This is a genomic window from Marinospirillum sp. (assembly GCF_014859565.1).
This window is the reverse complement of record NZ_JACUUA010000366.1, coordinates 1-2,416: the sequence shown is the minus strand read 5'-3', so window position 1 is coordinate 2,416 and position 2,416 is coordinate 1. Positions and strand designations below refer to the sequence as shown.

The following is a 2,416-nucleotide window of genomic DNA, read 5'->3' as shown; positions in this document are numbered from 1 at the left end:
GAAAAAGCAATTTAATTTTTAAAGAGCTGGCTCAAATGAGGTTGACATGTTCCGTATTTATCCCAATGTGTGGCGTGCAGAAGTGGAATGAAGGTAGTATTTTTGGGAAAAAGTCTAAAATATATGAATTTTCAGGGGTTGGAGATTTTGAATTTAATGTTTATTTAGTTAAATATAATATTGATAATTTTATTCAGGATCTCAGTAAGAAGATATCTATTTGATTGCGACATCCCTGTCGCCATCTTATGCTACACATCTTTCATGCCGTGATGTACCTTTCTTTGCTCCAGTTTGATCACACGTCCTTTTATTCCCATCTGTTGTGTCGTTTGACCTTGTTGCGATGGGTTTCGTATGCGTAACTCAATAACTTTGTCAGGCTGATCCTGATTAAAGTAGTTTTTGGGCAGGTTGCTTAGCTCTTCGATGATATGAGCTGGAGCACCTAGCATTTGGCGCAGGGTGCATTTATCAAGGATGTTGTTTTCGACCAGCATTTTGATGCTGCGTTGAAGTAGCTTGGGCTCTTCTGGCTCCAGGGTGTCATCTAAAGGCTCACGTGCTGTCCAGCCTCTAGCTGATCTTGCTTTCCAAAGTCTCAAGGCAGTTTGGTCACTGATGACTTCCAGATCTTGGCATCGGCGAATCATTGCAGCAACAGAAACTTTCCATTTTGGTTTGAGCGCTAAAAAAGTTTCCATTGTTGGATAGTGCACATCACGAACAAAAGATGAAGCTGGTAACAGTAATGCACTTGCAAAGCGGTGTGCCTGATTTTCAAGTAAGTGATAATTCTTTTGGTACTCTGCATCCGTTACTTTTTTATGGAGAACTATATGTCCCAGTTCATGACCGGCGTCGAATCTGGCTCTGAAACCATTGGCCTTGTCCATGCATAGGAAAACGTAAGGGCGTGAATCTATTTTTGACCAGCGAGAAACGCCATCCATTTTAGTGAACCCTAGGGTGCCTCTAGTGACAACAACACCATTGCCTTCCATAACATTAATTAGATTTTGAATGGGTCTTTGCCCTAACTCCCAACGCTGACGGCATTCAGTAGCTAAGTCTTCAATTTCATAATCAGTCAGAACTTTGAAGTCACCAGTGTATTCCGGCAGGTTAATATCAGGAAACTCTAAGCTTTCCTGTAGCTTATAGGAGACTTCCTCTGCCCAGTCTAAACGGATTTTGGCAATCTCTCTAGAGATTTTTGGAGTTTTGTTTTTGGCTCTGAAAAAACTGGGATGTGTTTCTGGTGATGCAATGGGTTCTTCCATAAGCCAGGAGCTAGGGACATTGAATACATCGCAGATTTTTTGGAAGCTGCTGGCTTCAGGGCTGCTTTTACCCTGCTCCCATTTAGAAATGTTGCCTTTTACACACTGGATACGTTCGGCAAGCTCAATTTGAGTCATTGCAGCGCTAGCACGAAGCTGCTTTAGGCGCTGTGATTGGAAGCCTTGGATTCCGGATCTCATGACTGTGTATACCCCTTATTCATTCTGTGACCTTTGCTCTGCATCGTTTTCTGTTTGGCGCATTTTCTTGCGAAGTGTAGGTAGGGCCTTGTCTGCTGGCTCGGTGGCGGGCTCTACTGTGCTAAAGCCTGCCAGAAGCTCATCAATTGGAATATCCAAGTGATAACCCTTATTGTTTTCAAAAGGGACGCAAACTTTGATTTCTGCTGGAGTGTCCTGCGGCAGTGTTGGGTGTGGCCCCAGAGCTATGATCTGTATGTTGAGCTTTTCAAGTTTTTTTGCCTTATTGATTTCAGCTTCACTATCTAAAGCTAAACAGATTTGCTCATGAATGCCGGTGTTATGTTTAGCATTTTGATCCCTGAATTTTGCGGGGCGCATTTTAGCACTGTGCCATGGTCGGACGTGAGTGGTAATCAGCAGATTTTTTGTTTCCAGTTGTGTGATAGATTCACCACTATTGTCAGCCCGTTGGGTAGAAATTGACCACCCCCTCTGGGAGCTGTGAAGTGCCTCTTGAACATAGTAGTAGCGGTCTTGGCCGCGCTTTCTGCTTTGAAGTAGTGAGCAGCTTTTTATGTACTTACTATCATCGTAGGCTTGCTTGAAAGCTTTACCAATCAGTAATGGCAATTCTTCAAAGTCTTCCAATTGGCCGTATTGATGGATGTGGTGAAGGACTTGGCTTCTGGTACCAGGTTGAGGCATAGGGATCTCCGAATTTATGAGCTTCTTTAACCGGATTATATGCTTTAAATTCTTCTTTTTGAAGTGATGGGTGTGAATGATCTGTGAATCACAGCTCCAAGCCTACACTTCCAGTAAAAAAAATGAACATGCAAAATCAACACTGGCCAGCTTTACCGGCTTGAATGTTGGTACTCCTTTGCGGGTGATGACAAAATCCGGGTTGCCACAGTCGGTAATTTTGG

General features: G+C 43.2%; 3 protein-coding genes. 1 reads left to right on the top strand and 2 read right to left on the bottom strand.

Annotation, left to right across the window (positions count from 1 at the left end; all coding sequences use genetic code 11):
* Positions 1-224, top strand: a 224-nt coding sequence (locus IBX50_RS19725) for a hypothetical protein (protein WP_292258103.1), incomplete at its 5' end; no start/stop codon positions are given.
* A gap of 27 nt (positions 225-251) precedes the next feature.
* On the opposite strand, the gene IBX50_RS19720 is transcribed toward IBX50_RS19725, so the two are convergent.
* Complete coding sequence (locus IBX50_RS19720; protein ID WP_292258102.1) at positions 252-1,484, bottom strand: XRE family transcriptional regulator; 1,233 nt, start codon at positions 1,482-1,484, stop codon at positions 252-254.
* Positions 1,485-1,499: 15 nt separating this feature from the next.
* Positions 1,500-2,192: a hypothetical protein gene (locus IBX50_RS19715; RefSeq protein WP_292258101.1), complete on the bottom strand. Its 693-nt coding sequence runs from the start codon at positions 2,190-2,192 to the stop codon at positions 1,500-1,502.
* Positions 2,193-2,416: the final 224 nt, after the last annotated feature.

What these genes read in the sequence shown, in the direction of transcription:
- IBX50_RS19720 (WP_292258102.1), bottom strand. Translation starts at nt 1,484, where the DNA reads ATGAGATCCGGAATCCAAGGCTTCCAATCACAGCGCCTAAAGCAGCTT.
- IBX50_RS19715 (WP_292258101.1), bottom strand. Translation starts at nt 2,192, where the DNA reads ATGCCTCAACCTGGTACCAGAAGCCAAGTCCTTCACCACATCCATCAA.